Origin of the sequence: Salipiger aestuarii (assembly GCF_003259905.1) — a bacterium.
GTDB lineage: Bacteria > Pseudomonadota > Alphaproteobacteria > Rhodobacterales > Rhodobacteraceae > Salipiger > Salipiger aestuarii.
On sequence record NZ_QLMG01000002.1, the window covers coordinates 23314 to 42316 of the forward strand.

Annotated in this window: 21 protein-coding genes and 1 riboswitch; of the genes, 14 read left to right on the top strand and 7 right to left on the bottom strand. The window is 64.6% G+C overall.

Features of this window, described 5'->3' with window-relative positions:
- Positions 1 to 88: 88 nt before the first annotated feature.
- The 4 genes from hisH to fabA form a co-directional block, all read right to left on the bottom strand.
- A complete protein-coding gene (gene hisH, locus ATI53_RS01460) occupies positions 89 to 724 on the bottom strand; it encodes an imidazole glycerol phosphate synthase subunit HisH (RefSeq protein WP_111549570.1) in 636 nt (211 codons plus the stop codon).
- Between the two features lie 14 nt (positions 725 to 738).
- Positions 739 to 1530, bottom strand: coding sequence for an enoyl-ACP reductase FabI (locus tag ATI53_RS01465; protein ID WP_009506759.1), 792 nt, complete (start codon positions 1528 to 1530; stop codon positions 739 to 741).
- A 22-nt stretch (positions 1531 to 1552) separates the two neighbouring features.
- The gene (gene fabB / locus ATI53_RS01470) at positions 1553 to 2782 is read right to left on the bottom strand and encodes a beta-ketoacyl-ACP synthase I (protein ID WP_111549571.1); all 1230 of its coding nucleotides are present in this window, start codon (positions 2780 to 2782) and stop codon (positions 1553 to 1555) included.
- 354 nt (positions 2783 to 3136) lie between these two features.
- Positions 3137 to 3646, bottom strand: a complete 510-nt coding sequence (fabA, locus tag ATI53_RS01475) for a bifunctional 3-hydroxydecanoyl-ACP dehydratase/trans-2-decenoyl-ACP isomerase (protein ID WP_111549572.1) — start codon at positions 3644 to 3646, stop codon at positions 3137 to 3139.
- A gap of 215 nt (positions 3647 to 3861) precedes the next feature.
- On the opposite strand from fabA, the gene irrA reads away from it, so the two are divergent.
- Both irrA and ATI53_RS01485 read left to right on the top strand, forming a co-directional pair.
- Positions 3862 to 4281, top strand: a complete 420-nt coding sequence (gene irrA / locus ATI53_RS01480) for an iron response transcriptional regulator IrrA (protein WP_009506756.1) — start codon at positions 3862 to 3864, stop codon at positions 4279 to 4281.
- Positions 4282 to 4350: 69 nt separating this feature from the next.
- Positions 4351 to 5037 carry an FAD-binding oxidoreductase gene (locus tag ATI53_RS01485; protein ID WP_111549573.1) on the top strand — a complete coding sequence of 229 codons (687 nt, stop codon included), beginning with the start codon at positions 4351 to 4353 and terminating at the stop codon, positions 5035 to 5037.
- A gap of 33 nt (positions 5038 to 5070) precedes the next feature.
- On the opposite strand, the gene ATI53_RS01490 is transcribed toward ATI53_RS01485, so the two are convergent.
- Positions 5071 to 5961 carry a hypothetical protein gene (locus tag ATI53_RS01490; RefSeq protein WP_111549574.1) on the bottom strand — a complete coding sequence of 297 codons (891 nt, stop codon included), beginning with the start codon at positions 5959 to 5961 and terminating at the stop codon, positions 5071 to 5073.
- Positions 5962 to 6114: 153 nt separating this feature from the next.
- Between ATI53_RS01490 and miaB the strand changes: the two genes are divergently transcribed.
- The 4 genes from miaB to ATI53_RS01510 all read left to right on the top strand — a co-directional run bounded on the left by miaB (position 6115) and on the right by ATI53_RS01510 (position 9708).
- On the top strand, positions 6115 to 7422 hold the full coding sequence (gene miaB / locus ATI53_RS01495; protein WP_009506753.1) for a tRNA (N6-isopentenyl adenosine(37)-C2)-methylthiotransferase MiaB: 1308 nt from the start codon (positions 6115 to 6117) through the stop codon (positions 7420 to 7422).
- A 298-nt stretch (positions 7423 to 7720) separates the two neighbouring features.
- Positions 7721 to 8254 (top strand): OmpA family protein, encoded by a 534-nt coding sequence (locus ATI53_RS01500; RefSeq protein WP_009506752.1) that lies wholly within the window; start codon positions 7721 to 7723, stop codon positions 8252 to 8254.
- An 11-nt stretch (positions 8255 to 8265) separates the two neighbouring features.
- Entirely contained in the window at positions 8266 to 8574 is a 309-nt protein-coding gene (locus ATI53_RS01505) for a hypothetical protein (protein ID WP_009506751.1), read from the top strand.
- A 153-nt stretch (positions 8575 to 8727) separates the two neighbouring features.
- Complete coding sequence (locus ATI53_RS01510) at positions 8728 to 9708, top strand: PhoH family protein (RefSeq protein WP_009506750.1); 981 nt, start codon at positions 8728 to 8730, stop codon at positions 9706 to 9708.
- 54 nt (positions 9709 to 9762) lie between these two features.
- On the opposite strand, the gene ATI53_RS01515 is transcribed toward ATI53_RS01510, so the two are convergent.
- Together ATI53_RS01515 and ATI53_RS23140 are read right to left on the bottom strand one after the other, a co-directional pair.
- Complete coding sequence (locus ATI53_RS01515) at positions 9763 to 10143, bottom strand: hypothetical protein (protein ID WP_170134507.1); 381 nt, start codon at positions 10141 to 10143, stop codon at positions 9763 to 9765.
- Between the two features lie 60 nt (positions 10144 to 10203).
- Positions 10204 to 10374, bottom strand: coding sequence for a hypothetical protein (locus tag ATI53_RS23140; protein WP_170134508.1), 171 nt, complete (start codon positions 10372 to 10374; stop codon positions 10204 to 10206).
- 306 nt (positions 10375 to 10680) lie between these two features.
- On the opposite strand from ATI53_RS23140, the gene ybeY reads away from it, so the two are divergent.
- The 8 genes from ybeY to ATI53_RS01560 all read left to right on the top strand — a co-directional run bounded on the left by ybeY (position 10681) and on the right by ATI53_RS01560 (position 19000).
- Entirely contained in the window at positions 10681 to 11166 is a 486-nt protein-coding gene (ybeY, locus tag ATI53_RS01525) for an rRNA maturation RNase YbeY (RefSeq protein ID WP_009506747.1), read from the top strand.
- Positions 11167 to 11226: 60 nt separating this feature from the next.
- Positions 11227 to 12195 (top strand): hemolysin family protein, encoded by a 969-nt coding sequence (locus ATI53_RS01530; RefSeq protein WP_009506746.1) that lies wholly within the window; start codon positions 11227 to 11229, stop codon positions 12193 to 12195.
- Positions 12188 to 13720 carry an apolipoprotein N-acyltransferase gene (lnt, locus tag ATI53_RS01535; RefSeq protein WP_111549578.1) on the top strand — a complete coding sequence of 511 codons (1533 nt, stop codon included), beginning with the start codon at positions 12188 to 12190 and terminating at the stop codon, positions 13718 to 13720. Before ATI53_RS01530 ends, lnt begins: the two co-directional genes overlap by 8 nt.
- Before the next feature lie 37 nt (positions 13721 to 13757).
- Positions 13758 to 13806: riboswitch (SAM-SAH riboswitch) on the top strand.
- Between the two features lie 3 nt (positions 13807 to 13809).
- On the top strand, positions 13810 to 14988 hold the full coding sequence (gene metK / locus ATI53_RS01540) for a methionine adenosyltransferase (RefSeq protein ID WP_009506744.1): 1179 nt from the start codon (positions 13810 to 13812) through the stop codon (positions 14986 to 14988).
- 97 nt (positions 14989 to 15085) lie between these two features.
- Positions 15086 to 15799 carry a tRNA (guanine(46)-N(7))-methyltransferase TrmB gene (gene trmB / locus ATI53_RS01545; protein ID WP_009506743.1) on the top strand — a complete coding sequence of 238 codons (714 nt, stop codon included), beginning with the start codon at positions 15086 to 15088 and terminating at the stop codon, positions 15797 to 15799.
- A gap of 162 nt (positions 15800 to 15961) precedes the next feature.
- Positions 15962 to 17308, top strand: a complete 1347-nt coding sequence (aroA, locus tag ATI53_RS01550; RefSeq protein WP_111549579.1) for a 3-phosphoshikimate 1-carboxyvinyltransferase — start codon at positions 15962 to 15964, stop codon at positions 17306 to 17308.
- Between the two features lie 82 nt (positions 17309 to 17390).
- Complete coding sequence (locus ATI53_RS01555) at positions 17391 to 18011, top strand: (d)CMP kinase (RefSeq protein WP_009506741.1); 621 nt, start codon at positions 17391 to 17393, stop codon at positions 18009 to 18011.
- Positions 18008 to 19000 (top strand): aldo/keto reductase, encoded by a 993-nt coding sequence (locus ATI53_RS01560; protein WP_111549580.1) that lies wholly within the window; start codon positions 18008 to 18010, stop codon positions 18998 to 19000. Before ATI53_RS01555 ends, ATI53_RS01560 begins: the two co-directional genes overlap by 4 nt.
- Positions 19001 to 19003: the final 3 nt, after the last annotated feature.

The following is a 19003-nucleotide window of genomic DNA, read 5'->3' on the forward strand; positions in this document are numbered from 1 at the left end:
GGACAAGCGCCGCGCCCGTCTTCATCTTGCCAAATAAACTCCCGCCGGAGGCAGGCCGTCCCGTGCAGCCGGGCGCGATGCCCTGCGATCAGGGTTTCCAGCCGAGGAAATTCGCGATCATCCGCAGCCCGGTTGCGGCGCTTTTTTCCGGATGGAATTGCAGCCCGATGACGGTATCCCGGGCGACGATGGCGGTGACGTCGCCGGCGTAGTCCACATGGGCGACGCGTTGGGCGGGGTCGGTCATGTCCATCTGGTAGGAATGCACGAAATAGGCGTGATCGCCGGTGCTGACTCCGCTCAGAACCGGGTGGGCGGCATCGAGCACCAGATCGTTCCACCCCATGTGTGGCACCTTGAAGGCCGGCTCCGAAGGGACGATGCGCCGCACTTCTCCGTCGATCCAGCCAAGGCCGTCGGTTTCCTGATATTCGTACCCCTTGCGGGCCAGCAGTTGCATTCCGACGCAGATCCCCAGAAAGGGCACGGCGCGGGTTTCGACCGCCTCGACCATCGCCTGGAAACAGCCCGACTGGCGCAACGCGGCGGCACAGGCCGGAAAGGCGCCATCCCCCGGCAGCACGATGCGGTCGGCGTGCGCGACGGTTTCGGGGTCGGTGGTCACGACGACCTTGCCCGCGCCGGTTTCCGCCGCCATGCGCTGAAACGCCTTTTCAGCCGAATGCAGATTGCCGCTTTCGTAGTCGATGATGGCCGTCAGCATCGCGGGGCTCCGGTTCAGAGGTTTTCGTATTGCGGCATGCCGAGCACATGAAAGCCGCCGTCCACATGGATGATTTCGCCCGTGGTGCAGGCGCCGTGGTCGGACACCAGGTAAACGGCCGTGCCGCCAACGGCCTCCAGCGTGGCATTGGCGCGCAGGGGCGCGTTCATGTCGGTGTGCTTGTAGGTCTTGCGCGCGCCGCCGATGGCGGCCCCCGCCAGCGTTTTCATCGGACCCGGAGAGATCGCATTCACCCGGATGCGATCACGCCCAAGGTCGTTGGCCAAATAGCGGGTTGCTGACTCCAGCGCCGCCTTTGCCACGCCCATGACGTTGTAGTTGGGCACGACGCGCTGCGATCCCTCATAGGTCAGGGTAATCATCGTGCCGCCGCCCTCGACCATCAGCGGATGCGCGCGGCGGGCCACCTCGATGAAGCTGTAGCACGAAATGTCGAGCGAATTCCGGAAGTTCGCGCGCGAGGTATCGAGGATGCGCCCAGTCAGCTCGGACTTGTCGGAAAAGGCGATGGCATGGACGACGAAGTCGATGCTCGGCCAGCGTACAGCCAGATCCGCAAAGGCCTTGTCCAGCGAGTCATCGTCGGTCACATCGACATCGACCATGAAATCCGAACCTACGCTTGCCGCCAGCGGCGCAAGCCGTTTGCCGAACGCGTCGCCCTGATAGGTAAAGGCCAGTTCAGCCCCCGCCGCGTGCAGCGCCCGCGCGATCCCCCAGGCAATCGACCGGTCGTTGGCCACGCCCATGACAAGCCCGCGCTTGCCCTTCAGAATCTCTGACATGTGATGCGATCCGTTGTTCTTGTCATTCTTGGAAACGGCTGAGCAGCATCGACCCGTTGGTCCCGCCAAAGCCGAAGGAGTTAGTCATCACAGTGTCCAGCCCCGCGTTTTCAACCAGCGAAGTGGCAATTTCCGCAGGGTCCAGCGCGGGGTCCAGCGTTTCGACGTTGATCGACGGGATGATGAAATCATGGTGCAGCGCGAGCAGGCAATAGATCGCCTCTTGCGCGCCGGTGGCGCCCTGGCTGTGGCCGGTCATCGACTTGGTCGACGAGACTGGGGGCGTGCTGCCCGCGCCAAAGACACGACGCACCGCTTCGATTTCGCCCACGTCACCGACCGGGGTCGAGGTGCCGTGCGCGTTGATGTAGCTGACCTTGCGATCCTCGGGCAGCGATTGCAGCGCCAGCCGCATGGCGCGCTCGCCGCCTTCGCCGGAGGGGGCAACCATGTCGTGGCCGTCGGAGGTGGCGGCGAAACCGGTGATCTCGGCATAGATCTTGGCGCCGCGGGCCTTGGCGTGTTCCAGATCTTCGAGCACGAGGATGCCGCCGCCCGCCGAGATGACGAAGCCGTCGCGCCCGGCGTCGAAGGCGCGCGAGGCCTTGTCCGGGGTATCATTGTATTTCGACGACATTGCGCCCATCGCGTCAAAGAGGCAGGACAGGGTCCAGTCAAGTTCCTCGCCGCCGCCCGCGAACATCACATCCTGTTTGCCCATCATGATCTGTTCCGACGCGCTGCCGATGCAATGCAGCGAGGTCGAACAGGCCGAGGTGATGGAATAGTTGATGCCCTTGATCCGATGCGCGGTCGACAGGTTGGCGCTGACGGTCGAGCACATCGCCTTGGGCACGGCAAACGGCCCGACGCGCTTGGTGCTGCCGGTCTTGAGCACGGTCTGCTGTGCGGTCAGCAGCGCCGAGGTCGACGGCCCGCCAGAGCCTGCGATGAGGCCGGTGCGCGCGTTGACGATATCGCTTTCCTCAAGCCCGCTGTCGGCGATGGCCTGCGTCATGGCGATATGGGCATAGGCGGCGCCCGGACCCATGAAGCGCAAAGTACGCTTGTCGACATGCGCCGCCGGATCGAGGTTGATCGCCCCGGCGATCTGGCTGCGGAATCCGTGTTCCTGCATCTGCGCGTTGGCGGTGATGCCGGAGCGGCCCGCCTTGAGCGAGGCGAGAACCTCTTCGGCGTTGTTGCCGATGGATGATACGATGCCCAGTCCGGTGACGACGACGCGGCGCATGTGGCCTCCCTTGCATTGGTTGGGGGCTATGTAGGGCAAGGAACGGGGGGGACGCAAGGCGAGGATGCCCGCGCGATCACGACGGCGCCGCCGCCGGATGGGCGTGCGACGCGGTTACGGCGAGTCGTTCAGCCGGGGAGAACCCCGAATGAGCGCCGGAGGGGGCGCCGCCCCCGCCCGTCGGGCCCCCGGCGTTTGGCCGGCAAGATGAAGGCAGAGCGCCGCGCCTGGTCTTCATCTTGCCAGATAAACTCCCGCCGGAGGCAGGCCGACCGGTTCCACCGGGGGCAGGGGGGTGGGCGGCGCGCTGCCGCTTCGTCCGCAAACGCCCCCGTCGTCGAGCGTCACCGACGATCAGTTTCCGCTGAGCGCCACTTTCATATCCTTGACCTGATAGATCACCTCGCCATCCGCCTCGACGATGCCATCGGCGACGCCCATTGTCAGGCGGCGGGTCTGGATCGCCTTGGTGAAGTCGATCTTGTAGGTCAGCAGCTTGCGGTCGGGACGCACCATACCGGTCAGCTTCACCTCGCCGACGCCAAGCGCGTAGCCACGCCCCTGCCAGCCGCGCCAGCCAAGGTTGAACCCGGTCAGCTGCCACAGCCCATCCAGACCAAGGCAGCCGGGCATGATCGGGTTGCCCGGAAAGTGGCACTTGAAAAACCACAGATCCGGCGTGATGTCGAATTCCGCCAGCACATGGCCCTTGCCGTGCGCACCGCCATCGGCGGAGATATCGGTGATGCGGTCCATCATCAGCATCGGCGGTTCCGGAAGCTGCGCGTTGCCCGGCCCGAAAAGTTCGCCGCGGGCGCATTTCAGAAGGTCGTCTCTGGCGAAGCTGGTGGGGTATTCGGCCATGCTGTTGAGAGCCTCTCATCCTTGAAAATCTGATCGTGCCCCCACTATCATCGGGCTGGCGCAGCTTGCAACCCTGCCGGCCGGCGCGCGCGCGGCGCAGGCCACCGGGACCAAAATCGGGTTTCGAATTGAAATCGTCTGTGCATCTTTGCTATATATCACCATATTGGGTTGAATTCCGGTTCGACGAACACGCGAGCAGGCAGGCGAGACAGATGACAGCACAGGCCACGGAACGAGGCGCAGAGTGGCTGGGGCAGGCCGGGCTGCGCCCCACACGTCAGCGGGTGGCGCTGGCGGCACTTCTGGTTGGCGACGGGCGCAACCGTCATGTCACGGCGGAAAGCCTTTTTGCCGCGTCCAAGGAACACGGGGAAAGCGTATCGCTGGCCACGGTCTACAACACGCTGCGCGCGTTTTGCGACGCCGGGCTGATGCAGGAAGTCACCGTCGATGGCAACCGCAGCTATTTCGACACCAACACCCGTGAGCATCCGCATTTTTTCTGGGAAGACGAGGGTCATCTGACCGACGCGCCGTCGGACCAGCTGGTGATCACGCAGCTGCCAGATGCGCCCGATGGGGCCGAGATCGCGTCGGTCGACGTGGTCATCCGCCTGCGCCGCAAGGGCTGACGCGCGGGTTTTCGAGCAGGGAACCGGGGTCCGGGTCACGTTGTTGTTTCCGCAACAGGAGGCAACGCCATGACCACCAAGTTGACCATACGCACCGTCGAACAGGTCACCCACGACACGCAGAAGATCACATTCGACAAGCCCGAAGGCTTTGATTTCGAGCCGGGGCAGGCCGCCCACATCGCGCTTGACCGGGACGGCTGGCGCGACACATGGAAATCCTTCACCATGACCTCGCTGCCGGGCAAGGACGGGGTCGAGTTCGTCATCAAGAGCTATCCCGAAGACGCCGAGGGCCACGATGGCGTGACCGCGCGGATTGCCGACCTGAAGCCCGGCGATACGATGATCTACAAGGATGTGTGGGGTGCAATCGACGACGAAGGTGACGGCGTTTTCATCGCCGGCGGCGCCGGGGTGACACCGTTCATTGCCATTCTGCGCAAGAAGCTGGAAAAGACCGGCACGCTGGACGGCAACACCCTTATCTTTTCCAACAAGTCCGAGCGCGACATCATCCTGCGCGATGATTTCGACAAGATGCCGGGGTTGAAGACGGTCTACCTTGTCACCGACGAGCCCGACAGCCCCTTGTACCGCGGACAGATCGACGCGGCGCTGCTGAAGCAACATGTCTCGCCCGACAGGGACACCTGTTATGTGTGCGGCCCGTCCCCGATGCTGGACGATATTTCCGCCGATCTGAAATCGTTCGGCGTGCCCGAGGATCGAATCGTGACGGAGCAGTTCGACTGACGCAGGCCGGCGGCGACGCGGTCCGGTCGCCGATCAGAACCATTGGCCGGGTTCCATCAGCCCCAGATCCATCAGTTGCCGTGACCGCCATTCGAACGGCACCGAGTTGCGCCAGCGGAAACTGCGGATGCCGCCGGTGCTGCCGGGATTGCGTTTCAGCGCCTTGGCGGTCCTGAACGACATCAGCGCGGCGGTCAGGTTGTTGTGCCAGGGACAGGCGTAGGTGTTGTATTCCTCGTCGTCAAAGGTGTGGTCGTCGCGCAGGCGCAGACCGGTCTTGGCGCGAAACAACGCGATGCGGTCTATCCTGCGACGGGTGGCGGGGACATGTTCCTCGTACCGCCAGCGCAGCCCGCCGAAGAAATCCAGCTGCCGCTCCTTGGGGCTTTTGCGCGTCGGGTCAGGCCGGGCCTGCGCGTAATAGCCCGACCGGTCGAGGAACGCGTCGTCCAGCGACACCGCGTCGGGACAGCGCGTCAGGTCGCCCGCATAAAGGTCGACCACATAGGTCAGCATCGCATCGCGCCGTTCTTCGGTGTGAAAGGCCAGCATTTCCGCCACGGTTCGGGTCTCACAAAACGGGTAGAACAGGTATTCCGCGTTGTAGCAGTAATACATCCACAGGCCGGGGCGTACATTGCTGACGGCGGCGATGGCATTGGGCACGGCGGTGCCGGACGCAAGGCTGTAGTCGATCCGATGGACGCGCGCCGCCACATCGCGCGCCAGCGAAAAATGCGCGGGGGCAAACGCCAGCACGGGGCGAAACCCGCAATGCAGGTGGTGGCGCAGCGTGGTGTCGATCTCGGTCTCATCCTCGCAGAACACCAGGGCGACGGGGCCGGGGCCAAGACCGGATCCGGCCCGTCGCAGGAAATCGCCCAGCCCGGTGTAGTGTCGCGAATGTCCCCCCGAATATTCCATGGCACGCCTTTCTGCGGATCTTGCATGAAGACTCTGTCAATTTCCATCGCTGCGCAAGCCGTCGGCCCCCATCGCCGGGGCACTGTGCCCTTTCCTCAGGCCCGGTTTTGCGTTATCCGCCGCGACTTGTACCGCGCGACCACAGAGGGCCCCATGTCCGAAGCCAAGAAGCTCTTTATCAAGACCTACGGTTGTCAGATGAATGTCTACGACAGCGAACGCATGGCCGAGGCCATGGGCGGGCAGGGCTATGTCGCGACCGACAGCCCCGACGACGCGGACATGATTTTGTTGAACACCTGCCATATCCGCGAAAAGGCCGCCGAAAAGGTTTATTCGGAACTGGGGCGCTACAAGGGGCTGAAAGCGGATCGCCCGGACCTTAAGATCGGGGTGGCAGGCTGCGTCGCCCAGGCCGAAGGGGCCGAAATCATGCGCCGCCAGCCGCTGGTCGATCTGGTGGTCGGGCCGCAAAGCTATCATCGTCTGCCGGATCTGCTGGCGCGCACCCAGGGCGGTGCCAAGGCGCTGGACACGGATTTCCCCGAAGAGGACAAGTTCGAGCATCTGACGGCGCGCCCCAAGGCCAGGCGCGGGCCGACCGCGTTTCTGACGGTGCAGGAAGGTTGCGACAAGTTCTGCGCGTTTTGCGTGGTGCCTTATACGCGCGGGGCCGAGGTGTCGCGCCCTGCCGATCGCGTGATGGCCGAGGCGCGCGATCTGGTCGAGCGCGGCGTGCGCGAAATCACCCTGCTGGGGCAGAACGTCAATGCCTATCACGGGCACGACGGCGGGCTGGCCGGGCTGATCCACGATCTGGCCCGGATCGACGGGCTGGCGCGCATTCGTTTCACCACCTCGCACCCCAACGACATGGATGACGCGCTGATCGACGCGCATGGGACGTGCGACAAGCTGATGCCCTATCTGCACTTGCCGGTGCAATCCGGGTCCGACCGCATTCTCAAGCGGATGAACCGCCAGCACAGCGCCGAGTCTTATCTGCGGCTGATCGAGCGGCTGCGCGCGGTGCGCCCCGATCTGCACATGTCGGGCGATTTCATCGTCGGTTTTCCCGAAGAGACCGAGGCCGATTTTCGCGACACGCTGGCGCTGATCGAGACGGTGCACTACGGGTCCGCCTTTTCGTTCAAGTATTCCGAACGCCCCGGCACCCCTGCCGCCGAACGCCCCCAGGTGCCCGAAGCGGACAAGGATGACCGGTTGCAGCGGCTTCAGGCCCTGCTGACCCGCCAGCAGCGCAGCCTGCAAGATGCCATGGTCGGGCGCGAGGTCGGCGTGCTGTTCGAAAAGGCCGGACGCATGGCCGGGCAGATGGTCGGCAAGTCCGATCACCTGCATGCGGTTCACGTCGCGGCCGAAGGCATCGCGCCGGGCGATCTGCGACGGGTGCGCATCGTGGAGAGCGGGCCGAATTCGCTGCGAGGCGAATTGATCTGACAGCCCGGACAATTGCAATTTTCGCTCATACGTCACGCCATGGATACAATCATTTTACGGCGGGTTGTTTGATGCGGGATTAACCACAATATATGGTGGTTTTCGCTTCACAGGTCCGATTTCTCTGCTAATGTCTTGGATTATAGTCATTTGCTCCGTGTGCCCGATTCAGATTTGGCTGCGGGGCGCTGGGGGAAACTTTCAGATAGGAACGAAGGCTGTGGTAAATCGCATTTCCAAGGCCCTCCGAGGCGCAGCCGGCGCAATCGCGCTGGCAGGTGTCGCAGCCGTTGGGGCCATGGGCCCTTCCGCTGCTGGTGAGGATGGTTTCAACGATCCGGTCATTTCGACGCAGAATTCCCGGACCATTCGGGGTGAGCGCTACATTCCAGGTATCAATATTTCGCCCGACGGCTGCGAAATCTGGGTGATGGATGATGGTGTCGAAGGCTACGCGGTGTCGCGCGTAACCCCCGACGGGCGGCCGGTCTGCCGCGATGTGAACGTCTGCGGCACGCTGAACACCGATCAGTATTTTGCCACCGACAGCTACAGGATTTCGCCGCAGGGTCGCGCCAACCTGCAAAGCTTTTTCCGCAATGGCACCGCGTTCGGCTATATCATCACCGGGCACACCGACGCCCGCGCCAGCATCGAATACAACCGCACGCTCAGCTATAACCGGGCCAATGCGGTGGCGGCGGTGGCCCAGTCGACCGGCGCCCGCATCATCGACGTGCGGGGCTACGGTGAGGATTTCCCGGTCGCGACCAACACGACGGCTCTTGGCATGTCCAAGAACCGTCGCGTCGAAATCCTGTGCGTGCGCTGAGGAGAAACCCGATGACATATCGTAAACTTACGCTTCTTGCAGGCGTCGCCCTCTCGCTCGCGGCCTGTGCGCCCGTGGGGCCCGACAAAAGCCGCGACCGGCAAACCATCGACAGCGGCGACCTGTCCCAGATGCGCTGGGGCGTCTGGGTCGACCCCGACGGGTGCGACAACTGGATCGCCGACGATGGCGTCGAAGGCTATCTTGCCCGGCGCCTGGACAAATACGGCAAGCCGATCTGCTCGGGCGTCGCCCCGCCGACGGTCGCCACCGGCAAGTTCAAACAGGGTTCGACCAGCGTGATCGGCGATCCGCTCTGATCCTGGTGGGCGAAACATATGACACAGCAGACCGCGCCGGTGCCCACCGCGCGGTCTTTTTACTTGCCGTGCGGGGCCGGGGATGCGGACAGGCTTGCCCGAGACCGCTTCCCTTGGCACCATGAACGCCCAACACAGGCGCAGGAGACATGCGTGAGCACAGGCACCTTGACCGAAGCCATCCTTGAATTTCCCGACAACCGTCTTCTCATAGACCTTTGCGGCGAATTTGATCGCAATCTCACCGACATAGAGGCGCGTACCGGGATCCAGATCCTGCGCCGGGGCAACCAATTGGCGCTGCACGGGCCCGAAGAATCACAGGCCGCCGCGCGCGAGGTGCTGAACGCGCTGTATCAGCGCCTTGAGCAGGGGCGGCCGGTGGGGCGCGACGACATCGACCGCGAATTCCGTCTGCATCCCGAGGCCGATGAAAGCCCGGCCAATCAGCTGGAGATGTTCGACGGCGGCAAGGTCGAAATCAAGACCCGCAAGAAGCTGATCGAACCGCGCACCGATGCGCAAAAGGCCTATGTCCGGTCGCTGTATCAGAACGAGCTGTGCTTTGGCATTGGGCCTGCGGGCACCGGCAAGACCTATCTTGCCGTCGCGGTGGGTGTGAACATGCTGATTACCGGCGCCGTCGACAAGATCATCCTGTGCCGCCCCGCTGTCGAGGCGGGCGAACGGCTGGGCTTTCTGCCTGGCACGCAGGAAGAAAAGGTCGATCCCTACATGCAGCCGCTTTACGATGCGCTGAACGACTTTCTGCCCGGCAAGCAGCTGGCGAAGATGCGTGAGGAAAAGATCGTCGAAATCGCGCCGCTGGCGTTCATGCGCGGGCGCACCCTGTCGAACGCTTTCGTCGTGCTGGACGAGGCGCAGAACGCCACCACCATGCAGATGAAGATGTTCCTGACGCGGCTGGGCGAAGGCTCGCGCATGACGATCACCGGGGACCGCACCCAGATCGACCTGCCGCGCGGCGTGCCGTCAGGGCTTCAGGATGCCGAGCGTCTGTTGAAGACCATCGACAAGATCGGCTTCAACTACTTCACCTCTGCCGATGTGGTCCGTCACCCGCTGGTGGCGGCGATCATCGAGGCCTATGAAAAGGACGTCGATGGCGCATGATCGTCGGCAGGCGCGCCAGGTGCCATCCGGCGCGCCCCGCATCCCGACTGATCGTCAGCCCGCCTTGCGCCAACGCGCCACCGCAAAGCCGCCGAGCCCCCCAAGCAGCAAGGGCAGCGATGTGGGCAGGCGCACTGTCGCCGCTTCTTCGGTGATACCGGCATAGCGCACATAGTCCTGAGAATAGTTGTAAAGGCCGAACGCTCCGGGGGTGAACGCCACGCCGCCATTGTCGGCGATGCTATAGCTCAGTTCGGTCGTTCCGTTCACCGCCACTTCGATAAGCGACGCGGTGTAGGACAGCGCGAAATTGTAGCTCGTGTTGTCCGCCCAGCCGGTTGCGCCAAGATTGGTTCCGCGCGCGACCTCGTCGATCACCCCGGTGTGTGCCCAGAAATCCAGACTTGCCGGGGCCGTTTCGGCGCTGCCGGTCACATAGCTGAGCGTGAGGCCGGCAAGGGCGCTGCTCTGGTCGTTCTGCTTGCAGTCGATCAGTCAGAAATCCGCCGCTGCGCTGTCCAGATCGCCATTGTCATATCCCAGAACGAACCCGACAAAATCGTCGTCCCTGGCGGTTTCGACCGCGATGGAGCCCAAAGGCACCTTGCCAAGATCGTTGGCGACCGGGTCGAAGAAAACCGGCGGGCTGCCGTTTCTGGTTTGCAAAACGCTGTCTCTATCCGGGCTTTGAACGCTCCAGGTTCCGGCGCCGGAACTGCCCGCAAGGCCGTTTTCGATCCAGCCGCTCAGATCCACGGTGGCGGCAAGGCCGCATGTGGGTAAAAACGCGACTGTCGCCGCGGCGATATATATATGTTTTCGTGTCCAGCGTTTCCGTTAAAGTTCCTGTCAAGACATGCAACCTGGCATCAGGGTGCCGCGAATCGCGGTTTCGCGCAAGAATGTCATGGCAGCGAGGGCCGATCCGTGCATATGCCTGCGCGCCCGTGGCGGGGCAGGACAGAGGGGCGCATGACAACCGACATCATCATCGAAGACGACCGCTGGTCGGCGCTTGGGCTGGACTTGCTGGCAGAAACCGCCGCCTGCGCCGCGTTGCGCCATCTGGGGCTGGACCCCGAAGGCTTTGAAATCGCGGTGCTTGCCTGTGACGATGCGCGCATTGCCGTGCTCAACGGCGATTTCCGCGACAAGCCGACCCCCACGAATGTGTTGTCCTGGCCATCCATAGACCGCACCCCCGACTCCCTGCCGCAGGGCGACGCCGACATGCCCCACGAGCTTGGCGACATCGCCATCGCCTGGGACACCTGTGCGCGGGAAGCCGCCGAGGCGGGCAAGAGCGTCGCGGATCACGTCACGCATCTTGTGATTCACGCGACCTTGCATCTATTGGGCTACGATCACATCAACGACCACGATGCGACGGTCATGGAAACGACAGAAACGGAAATACTTGGCAATCTGGGCCTTGCAGACCCATATTCGCAGGACTGACCGGCCAAACGGCATCATACGGACCAAGGGGGCCACGGCCTCGACAACGGAAAAGGACAGATGGGCGACAGCGACGCATCGTCTACGGCAGCGCACAGCGCGCGGTCGGGTAGACATTCGGAACAGTACCAGGATCGGGGCGAAGGCATCTTTCGCCGCATCTTCGGGGGTTTGAAATCTGACGGCGACGCGCCGGACGACACCAGCACGACCGGGTCGGCGCCCTTGGCGCAGCCAAGCCCGAGCATGCTGAACCTGCGCAACATGCGGGTCGAGGATGTGTCGATTCCCAAGGCGGACATCGTCGCGGTTCCCGATACCATCACCAAGCAGGAACTGGTGCAGGTCTTTCGCGAAAGCGGCATGACGCGCCTGCCGGTTTACTCGGGCACGCTCGACACGCCTGTCGGCATGGCGCACCTCAAGGATTTCGCGCTGCGCTACGGTTTCAACGGCTCGGACGATGAATTCGACCTGGCCAGGATGCTGCGCCCGCTGGTATTCGTGCCGCCCTCGATGCCGATCGGCGTGCTGCTGACCAAGATGCAGACGGAACGGCGGCACATGGCACTGGTGATCGACGAATACGGCGGGGTCGACGGGTTGCTGACCATCGAGGATCTGATCGAACAGGTGATCGGCGAAATCGAGGATGAGCATGACATCGACGAGGGCCGCAATTTCTTTCGCGAAGGCTCGGGCAGCTGGCTGGCGCTGGCGAAGACCCCGCTGGAGGAATTCGAAGAGGCGACCGGGCTGGGGCTGACCGAAGGCGAAGAGATCAACGAGGAAGAGATCGACACGCTGGGCGGGCTTGTCTTCATGCTTGCGGGGCATGTGCCCGCGCGGGGCGAGGTCGTGCCTCATCCGGGCGGTTTCGATTTCGAGGTGGTGGATGCCGATCCGCGCCGCATCAAGCGTCTGCGGGTTCTGCCCCACGCCATGGCGGCGGGGGCGGCGGGCAAGCCCGCGGCCAGTCTTCCGGCGCGTGTCGCGCTTGCGCCGCCCCCGGAGGATCTGCGTGGCTGATACGCGTAGTCGCGCCGGTGCGGGGGCGTTGCCCGCGTGGGCCAGGCTGCCGCTTGCCATCGCAAGCGGTGCGATTCTGGGTCTGGGGCAGGCCCCATGGGACCTGCCGTGGCTCGCGCTGGCGGGGCTTGTCGGCGCGGTGGCGATGTTTGCCTCGGCCCGCTCTTTGAAGGGCGCGCTGGGGGCGGGCTGGGGTGTGGGGCTGGGGTATTTCGGCCTGGTGCTGGGCTGGGTTATCGAACCGTTTCAGGTTGACGCCGCGACCACGGGCTGGATGGCGCCTTTTGCGCTGTTCTTTCTGGCGGCGGGGCTGGCGCTGTTCTGGGGCGTCGCGTTCTGGGGCGCCGCCCATGCCCCTCTTCGGCGACGCCCGTTTGCGCTGGCGGTGTGCTGGGCGGCGGCCGAATTTGCCCGATCCTATGTGTTCACAGGCTTTTCCTGGGCGCTGGTCGGCGCGTTCTGGCTGGAAACCCCGGCCATCCAATGGAGCGCGGTGATCGGTCCGCACGGCCTGAATGTCGTGACTGTCGGTCTTGGGGCGCTGATTGTGGGCGCGTTGCGTGCGCGGCGTCCCTTGGTGCCGGGTCTTGCAGCGGTTGCGCTGCTGGGGGCGTTGATCGGAGGCGGCATGGCGCTGACCCCTCCGCTTCAGGACCTGACGGGGCGGCCGGTGGTCCGTCTTGTGCAGCCCAACGCGGCGCAGCACGAGAAATGGGATCGTGCCCATATGCAGCGGTTCTTTGACCGCCAGGTCGAATTCACTGCCGAACCGGCGCAGAACGGCCTGTCGCGTCCCGCGCTGATCGTCTGGCCCGAAACAGCCGTGCCGACGTTGCTGAACAACGCCGACGAACTGCTGGGCGTTGTCACCGATGCTGCGCTGCCCGCCAAGGTCGCGCTGGGAATCCAGCGCGAAGACGACGGGCGTTACTACAATTCCCTGGTTATTGCGGGGCTGGGGCCGCGTATCGAGGCGATCTATGACAAGCACCACCTTGTCCCTTTCGGCGAATACATGCCCGCGCCGGGGCTGTTTCGTCACATCGGGATCGGCGGGCTGGCGCAGCGCGCGGCGTCTGGCTATGCGGCGGGGCCGGGCCCACGGATGGTGGACCTTGGCGGCGACATCGGTCTGGCGCTGCCGCTGATCTGCTATGAGGCGGTGTTCCCCCAGGATACCCGCGTGGCGCCCCTGCGCCCGGCGCTGTTGTTGCAGGTCACCAACGATGCCTGGTTCGGCAGCTTTTCCGGACCTTACCAGCATCTGGCGCAGGCGCGGATGCGCGCCATCGAACAGGGGCTGCCGTTGGTGCGTGCGGCCAACACCGGCGTGTCGGCGGTGATCGACGGGGCCGGCCGGGTGCTGGACAGCCTGCCGTTGGGCGAGGCGGGATTCCTGGACGGCCCGCTGCCGCCGCCGTTGCGCGTCACGCCCTATAGCCGCGTGGGGGATCTGCCCGCGCTGGCGGGGCTTTTTCTGCTGGGGCTGGCCGCTTTCCTGCGCCGCCGTTGCGTTTCGTATTGACGGTGCTTTAACGAAGTCCTAGCTCTCATGCGTCATATCCTCGTCACAACGGCTTCCTGGCGTGACGACCGGTACCTAATGGAGCGCTTATGTCCCGACAAAACTACATCTTCACCTCGGAATCGGTGTCCGAGGGGCATCCTGACAAGGTCTGCGACCGCATCTCGGATGCCATCCTTGATGCCCTGATCGCCGAGGATCCGCTGGCGCGGGTTGCCTGCGAAACCTTCGCCACCACCAATCGCGTGATCATCGGCGGCGAGGTCGGGCTGACCGACAAGGACCGGCTGCACGACTGTGTGGCGCGAATCCCCGACATCGCGCGCGCCTGTATCCGCGACATCGGTTATGAGCAGGACAAGTTTCACTGGGAAACGGTCGAGATCACCAACCTGCTGCACGAACAGTCGGCGCATATCGCCCAAGGTGTCACCGGCGAGCGCGGCGACGAAGGAGCGGGCGATCAGGGCATCATGTTCGGCTACGCCACCAACGAGACGCCCGAAATGATGCCGGCGCCGATCCTGTATTCCCACGCGGTGCTTAAACGTCTGGCGGAAGCGCGCAAATCCGGGGAACAGGCGATGCTGGGGCCGGATGCGAAATCGCAGTTTTCGGTGCGCTACGAAGGCGGCAAGCCGGTGGGGGTCAGCTCGGTGGTGCTGTCGCACCAGCATCTGGACGCCTCGCTGAGCTCGGCGGATGTGCGCGCGATCGTCGAACCCTACATTCGCGAGGTCCTGCCTGATGGCTGGCTGACCGACGCCACCGACTGGTGGGTCAATCCGACCGGCACCTTTGTGATCGGCGGGCCGGATGGCGACGCGGGGCTGACCGGGCGCAAGATCATTGTGGACACCTATGGCGGTGCGGCGCCGCATGGGGGGGGCGCGTTTTCGGGCAAGGACCCGACCAAGGTGGACCGCTCGGCCGCCTATGCGTCGCGCTATCTGGCCAAGAACATCGTGGCGGCGGGGCTGGCGGAACGCTGCACGGTGCAGCTGTCCTATGCCATCGGCGTGGCGCGCCCGCTGTCGATCTATGTGGAATCCCACGGCACCGGCAGGGTGGGCGAAGCCGCGATCGAGGCGGCGATTCCGCAGATCATGGATCTGACGCCGCGCGGCATCCGCACCCATCTGGACCTGAACAAGCCGATTTATGAACGCACGGCGTCCTATGGGCATTTCGGACGGGCGCCCGAGGCGGACGGCGGTTTTTCCTGGGAACGCTGCGATCTTGGCGAGGCGCTGAAGCGCGCTCTTTGAACCGGGGCGGCAAAATTTTTATCTAAAAATTTTGCCGCTGTCGCGCGGGGCGGTGACGTCTTGCCCCGCGCCCGGCGCCGCGTTACATGCCGCGTCCATGACCACGTCAAACAAGCACCCCGACGCCCCCTGGCGAAATTTCTACGGCCGCGTGAAGGGCAAGACCCTGAAGGCGTCGCAGGAAACCTATCTGAATGAGGATCTTGCGCAATTGTCGCCCGGTCCGGTCGATTGGGACGTCAACCCGGACCGGGCGCCGCTGGATGTGGCGGCGCTGTTCGAGGGTTTGCCGGTATGGCTTGAGATCGGGTTTGGCGGTGGGGAACATATGGTCCATCAAGCCTCGGTTCATCCTGAGGCGGGGATCATCGGGTGTGAGCCTTATATCAACGGTGTGGCGATGCTGCTGGGCAAGATCCGGCGTGCGGGCGTGGGCAATGTCCGGGTGCATCCGGGAGATGTGCGCAATCTGTTCGACGTGCTGCCCGATGCTTGCCTTGACAGGGCGTTCCTGCTGTATCCCGACCCCTGGCCGAAGAAGCGCCATCACCGGCGCCGGTTCGTGACGCCGGAGCATCTTGATCCGCTGGCGCGGGTGCTGAAGCCCGGTGCGATTTTTCGCGTGGCCACAGATATTCCCGATTATGTGCGACAGGCGCTGGTCGAGGTGCAAAAGGCGGGATTCGAGTGGCTGGCAGAGCGGCCCGGCGACTGGCGCGCGCCCTGGGAGGACTGGTATTCCACCCGCTACGAGCAAAAGGCGCTGCGCGAGGGGCGGGTGCCGCACTACCTGACGTTCCGCCGGGTGTGACGGGGCAGAGGGGGGCCAGCCCCCCGCCTGCGGCTCCCCCCGGAGTTTATCGGGCAAGATGAAGGGGCGCGCGCCGCGATGGGGTGGCGAGGGAGCGGGCCGTGATGGACGGGCGCGCTCCGCGCTGCTAAGGGCGGCGTGAGCGATAACGGAGAAGGTGTCATGTCAGGTCACGGGGAAGCGATACCGATGATTGCGCGCAGGTCTTCGGGGCTGCGCGGTGAGGCGCATGTTCCGGGGGACAAGTCGATTTCTCACCGCTCGCTGATCCTCGGGGCGATGGCGGTGGGAGAGACGCGGGTGACCGGGTTGCTTGAGGGGCAGGACGTGCTGGACACGGCCTCGGCGATGCGTGCGTTTGGCGCTGATGTCGAGAAGCGTGGCGAGACCTGGCATGTGCAGGGCGTTGGCGTCGGCGGGTTTTGCGAGCCCGGGCAGGTGATCGACTGCGGCAATTCGGGCACCGGGGTGCGTCTGGTCATGGGGGCGATGGCCACGACGGCGATCACCGCGACCTTTACGGGGGATGCCAGCCTGAACAAGCGCCCGATGGCGCGTGTGACGGACCCTTTGGCGTTGTTCGGTGCTCAGGCGCATGGGCGTTCCGGCGGGCGTTTGCCGATGACCGTCATCGGCGCGCGCGATCCGTTGCCGGTGCGCTATGCCACTCCGGTGCCTTCAGCGCAGGTGAAGTCCGCGGTGCTGTTGGCGGGGCTGAACGCCCCCGGCGAGACCGTGGTCATCGAGCGTGAGGCGACGCGGGACCATACCGAGCGGATGCTGACCGGCTTTGGCGCGGTGATTGAAACGCAGGACAGGGCTGAGGGCCGCGTGATCGTATTGCACGGGCAGCCCGAACTGAGCCCGCAGACCATCGTCGTGCCGCGCGATCCGTCCTCGGCGGCGTTTCCGGTCTGTGCCGCGATCATCACCGAAGGCTCGGATGTTGTGGTGCCCAATATCGGGCTGAATCCGACGCGGGCAGGCCTGTTCTTTACGCTTCGGGACATGGGCGCGGACCTGACGTTTGAGAACATGCGCGAAGAGGGCGGCGAGCCGGTGGCGGATCTGCGGGCGAAATTCTCGCCCGATCTGGTGGGCATCGAGGTGCCGCCCGAGCGGGCCGCCAGCATGATCGACGAATATCCGGTCTTGTCGGTGGTGGCTGCGTTTGCGCGCGGCACGACCCACATGCCCGGCGTCAGGGAATTGCGCGTCAAGGAAAGCGACCGGATCGACGCCATGGCCAGGGGTCTGCGCGCGAATGGTGTGGATGTCGACGAGGGCGAGGATTGGTGGACCGTGTACGGGCGTGGCCATGGCAATGTGCGCGGCGGCGCGGTCACGGTCAGCCATCTGGACCATCGCATCGCCATGTCGTTCCTTGTGCTGGGTCTTGCGACGCAGGACCCGGTGCGGGTCGACGACGGTGGACCGATTGCCACGTCCTTTCCGACCTTCGAGCCGCTGATGACGGCGCTGGGGGCGGATATTGCGCGCGAGACGTGAAACCTCGCGGCGGCCTCGGGGTTGAAGCACAGGGCGCGGCTGGTCATAACCGGGGCCGAATGAGCTGAGAAAAGGTGCCGACATGGGCTTTACCATTGCCATCGACGGGCCTGCGGCCTCGGGGAAGGGGACGATCAGCAAGGCGGTCGCGCGGCATTACGACTTTGGCCATCTGGACACCGGGTTGCTGTATCGCGCGGTGGGCCGCCGGATGCTGGACGGGCAAGAGCCGGTCGCCGCCGCCAAGGCGCTGCTGGCCGAAGACCTTGCTGCGGACGGGCTGCGCATCCCCGAGGTGGCGCAGGCCGCCAGCAAGGTCGCCGTGATCCCCGAGGTGCGCGCCGCTCTGGTGGATTTCCAGCGCGCCTATGCGCGCCGCGCGGGGGGGGCGGTGCTGGACGGGCGTGATATCGGCACCGTGATTTGTCCGGATGCCGAGGCAAAGCTGTTTATCACCGCCAGCGCCGAAGTCCGCGCCCGGCGCCGTTACGATGAACTATGCGCAAACGGCGTGCAGACCGATTACCAGACGGTGCTGGCCGACACGCGCGAGCGCGATCATCGCGATTCAAGCCGGGCCGATGCGCCTTTGCTTGCGGCGGGCGATGCGGTCGTGCTGGATACGTCCGACATGGATATTGGCGCGGCGGTGTCTGCTGCCATCGCCGCGGTGGATGCCGCTTACGCAAGGACGCACGGATGAAGACCAGAATGATCGGGGGGGCCGAGGTGTCGGCTCTTGGGATTGGCGCGATGTCGTTTTCGGATTTCTACGGCGAGACCTGCGAGGCGGACTCGCACGCGGTCCTGGACCGGGCGCGCGAGGTGGGGGTGACCCACATCGACACCTCCAACATCTATGGGGCGGGCCGGTCGGAAACGGTGATCGGCACCTGGCTGGCGGCCAATTCCGGCGCCCGCGATACGGTGCATATCGCTACCAAGGCTGGCATCTCCAGCGATGCGCACGGAAACCGCGTCATCGACAATGCGCCGGACTACATGGAGGCGCAGCTTGACGCCTCGCTCAGGCGGTTGGGCACCGATCACGTCGATCTGTTCTATGCGCATCGCCATCAGGCCGATCTGCCCCCCGAAGAGGTGGCCGGAACGCTGGGCCGTCTGGTTGAAAAGGGCAAATGCCGCGCAATCGGGTTTTCGGAAATCGCGCCGTCGACGCTGCGGCGTGCGGCGTCCGAACATCCTGTAGGCGCCGTGCAGTCGGAATATTCGCTTCAGACCCGCGCGCCCGAGCTGGGGCTGATCCAGACCTGCGCCGAGCTGGGCACTGCGCTGGTGGCGTTTTCGCCGGTGGGGCGGTCGTTGCTGACCGACAGCCCCATCCCGCGCGCGCGGATCGAAACCAATCCGTTTCTGTCGGTCAACCCGCGCTTCACCTTGCCGAACCACGATTTCAACCTTGCGGCGCTGGCGCCGTTTCGGGCGCTGGCCGCGCAGATGGGGCTGAGCACCGCTGCGCTTGCCATCGCCTGGGGGCTGCACAAGGGCGATCATGTGGTGTCGATACCGGGCACCCGGTCGGTCGGCCATTTCGATGAGCTGGTTGCGGGGGCCAACACCGATCTGACGCCGCAGGATATGGCGCGGATCGAACAGATATTGCCGGTGGGCTGGTGCCACGGCGACCGCTACGCGTCGAACCAGTGGGTCGGTCCGCAGAATTACTGTTGACCG